Genomic DNA, 3,506 nt, shown 5'->3' on the forward strand with positions numbered 1-3,506 from the left:
TGGATGCTAACCGAAGACGCAAACCCAAGCTGGATAGCTCGTCAAATGGGCCATAAAAATGCGCGAATGGTAATGACAACATATGGCAAATTCATGCCAAGCCAGAGTGGCGTACAAGTCGATAAGTTAAATAAGCGCTTTGGTGTCGTGTCCCATGCGTGCCCCACCGAGAAATAAAAAACATAAAAAACCCATAAAATACAGAATTTTAATGACCTCGTGATATTTAATGTATGGATATATCATTAGCGTATCGGCTAGATAGTGACATAGATCACTATCAAGTCAATCTTGCCACTTACCACATTAGCGTTTGAATAGTTTTTAGTCGTCCTGAACAACGGGCCAGTGTTCATGGGCACCCCACTCGGTCCATGAGCCATCATACACAGCAATCGGATAGGCAAAGTAGTGTTCAGCACCGCGGCCAAGATACAGACCGTCACACCAGACCCGCAGCTTGCCACGTTTAGACGTGTATCACTGAGGCGAGGTAAAACGATATAACGAGCAGTCTCTTGAGTGATCACAAAACCACGCGGATCCGTTAATTCACTAAAAGGCAGATTGATGGCACCGGCGCATATGGCCGCTGCGTATGCCTTCTCTAGGCTCTGGCACCTGTGCATAAAATCTTGTTTCTGGACGCACATCGATCACATTGATCGCGGCCAGTTTTTCTGCCAGCGTCTGGCCATCGATGTAGCGGTAATCTTTAAAGTGAGCCTGGTACTTTGCCTCGATGCGCGGTTGAGGCGACGTATTATCTATCGGCCCTTCTGATGCCATCCATGCCGGTAGCCCACCATCCAGAATGAATACATCCTGATGGCCCATGACTTTACACATCCACCAAACGCGCGCAGCAGAGAATAATCCTTGGGTGTCGTAGACCACCAACGTGTCTTGCGAGGCAATACCGAGTTCTCCCATGTGCCGCGCAAAACACGCTTCATCGGGTAACATATGCGGCAAGGAGGAGCTCTGATCTTTGATGGTATTATCAAAGTCAAAGTAGACGGCGCCGGGTATACGTCGTTGGCACCATTCTTGAAAACTGTCTCGAGAGACATCTGGCATAAACCAGCTGGCATCAATGGGGACGACAGTATCGAGGCGCTGAGCCAACCATTGGGAGCTAACAAACACTGACATTTTAATGATTCCTTTTCATCGTTGATTGATGGCTGACGATGCTTTCACAAGATATTGACGTATCTCATCTGGTATCAGCCTACTTTTTTACTCATACTGAGAGCCTCGCATTAAAGATGCAACTCAATGAGGATGTGAATGACACCGTCTCGCGTGTTCCCTAACGCTATCTTACTGTTTCCCATACTGTTACTGACCCCCATAGCCTCGTATAGCGCGGGTGTCGGTGTCACGATTGAAAATGACAGTCCGTTAGGTGTCGATAACCAATATACCAGCGGCGTGTATGCGCACTGGCATGCAGATTGGTCTGATGATGTCACCACCTCCTCTGTCACACCTATTCGTTGGTTTGCCGAGCAACTTCCTCTCAACGAAGCGGCAAGACAAAGCTGGAGTCTCGATGTGGGCCAAATGATGTGGACGCCCAACGACATTGAGTGGGAAACGCCCCATCCCAATGAGCGACCCTATGCCGGTTTGATTTTTATCGAGCCTGGCATTTATCAGCAGACATCAGAGCGGGTTGATAAGTGGTCTTTTATGCTCGGTATGGTTGGCCCCGCGTCGCGAACTGAAGAAGGGCAATCTTATGTTCACGAGCTGATTGATTCGCCCGATCCAAAAGGGTGGGACTACCAAGTGGAGAACACTCCGGTGGCACAGTTTGCTTATGAGCGCCATCAGCTCCTGCACCGTAGCGAGCACCAAGAATGGGGAGTGACCGGACGTGCCGATATCGGCAACTTCCGCAGTGAACTCTCTACAGGATTGAGTTATCGCATTGGTCTTGATCTGACCAATACCTTTGGCGGCATTAGCTTCGAGCCAGGCCGCCACCTAGATAGTCGTTTGTTCGACGCAAGCGAACAGGGGGCATTTTTCTACACTGCGATACAAGGACGGTACCGAGCTAATGACATCACCATTAATGGTGATCAACCGCCAGAGAACGCCGACATCGATATGACCCACTGGCAAGCCAGTGCCGCTACCGGGGTGGCATTTTATCAGCCCCGTTGGGGCACGGATATCAGTGTCGTTTTGCACACCAAAGACTACCGACAAGCCGTAGACGATACCTACAGCTATGTCTCTTGGACAGTCCATTATCGATATTAAAAGCGACGCCCTTTACTCGCCTACCACTGCCGCCACTATTGAGAATTGGCGGCAATAGTTTGTGCAGGCGATTGGCCTTTTTTTCGTCTATCCGTCAGTTTCATCAACACCAATGACGCTAAAATCATCGCAATACCTAGCCATTGCAACGGCTGTAATGTTTCATTGATCCACAGTACACCAAGGGTGACCGCCGTCAGCGGGTTGAGAAACATAATGATGGATTGACGATTGGGGCCAAGTACAGTAATCGAGCGAATATAAGCCCAGTAACCGACAGCGGTATTAAGTAAAATCACCCATGCAAGTCCTGGCACGGCTTGCATGGTTATCGCCTGTGGCGGCCCCGCAAAAAGCCAAGCAAAAGGGATCAGCATGAGCCCACCAAGCACTAACTGCCAAGCGGTTAAGCCAAAAATATCTTTTGCTTCCCAGCGTTTCATCCATAGTGTCGACTGAGCAACAAAAAAGGTGGCAAGTAACATGGCACCGGCCCCTATCCAATCGATATCGGAAGACGGATTCAATAATAATATCACGCCGAAAAGCCCTAAAAACGCCAGTCCGAGTAGTTTAGGCTGCGGCCGTTTCCCTTCGGTTAACCACTGAAGCAGCATCAGTACCAAAGGTAAGGTCGCGCCTAAAGTGCCAGCGATAGCACCGGGTAGCCGATAAGCGGCAATAAAAAGCAATAAAAAGAAAGCCGCGATATTAAAAAAGCTCACCGCAAGCATTCTTGGCAAACTCAGCGGTAAACCACGTCGACTGATCATCAGCATCAAAAGGCCGGCAGGCAATGCACGCCAAACAGCCATCCAGTAAGGGGAAAGATCCCCCAAGAACAATGCCACCGCGGAATAGGTACTGCCCCAAAAAATCGGGGCAAGAATGGCGATAAAATAATGCATAACCTTTCCTTTTCTATATATCTTTATATGAAGATACATTAGCCGCTACATTGATCAATATCAAGTATCTTTATAAAAAGATAAGTATCAATAACGACCAAAGTTCATGCACTGTCAAGGAGCTGCTATGCTTATTTATCGATAAAACAGAGGGATACTAACCGAGTTTCCGCACCTAATTTAGGAATAAACCGTTTCGTATAACTGACCCAATAGTTTCAGCAATCGTCGTTGGTGTTCTCGTACACCGGTTATGAAGCTCTGACCACCGAATTCGAGTGTATCGATCCCTTCAAATTTTAAGAACACCCAACGTGCCGT

Annotated in this window: 3 protein-coding genes; 1 reads left to right on the forward strand and 2 read right to left on the reverse strand. The window is 48.3% G+C overall.

What is annotated here, in order from left to right:
- Window positions 1-555: 555 nt before the first annotated feature.
- Entirely contained in the window at window positions 556-1,155 is a 600-nt protein-coding gene (locus DZ54_RS22200; protein ID WP_240474027.1) for a rhodanese-like domain-containing protein, read from the reverse strand.
- Between the two features lie 138 nt (window positions 1,156-1,293).
- Between DZ54_RS22200 and DZ54_RS0114845 the strand changes: the two genes are divergently transcribed.
- Entirely contained in the window at window positions 1,294-2,277 is a 984-nt protein-coding gene (locus DZ54_RS0114845; protein ID WP_025674926.1) for a lipid A deacylase LpxR family protein, read from the forward strand.
- Between the two features lie 35 nt (window positions 2,278-2,312).
- Here DZ54_RS0114845 and DZ54_RS0114850 read toward each other — a convergent pair whose 3' ends face one another.
- Complete coding sequence (locus DZ54_RS0114850) at window positions 2,313-3,185, reverse strand: DMT family transporter (protein ID WP_025674927.1); 873 nt, start codon at window positions 3,183-3,185, stop codon at window positions 2,313-2,315.
- Between the last annotated feature and the right edge of the window lie 321 nt (window positions 3,186-3,506).

Source organism: Salinivibrio socompensis S35 (genome assembly GCF_000513715.1).
Lineage (GTDB): Bacteria > Pseudomonadota > Gammaproteobacteria > Enterobacterales > Vibrionaceae > Salinivibrio > Salinivibrio socompensis.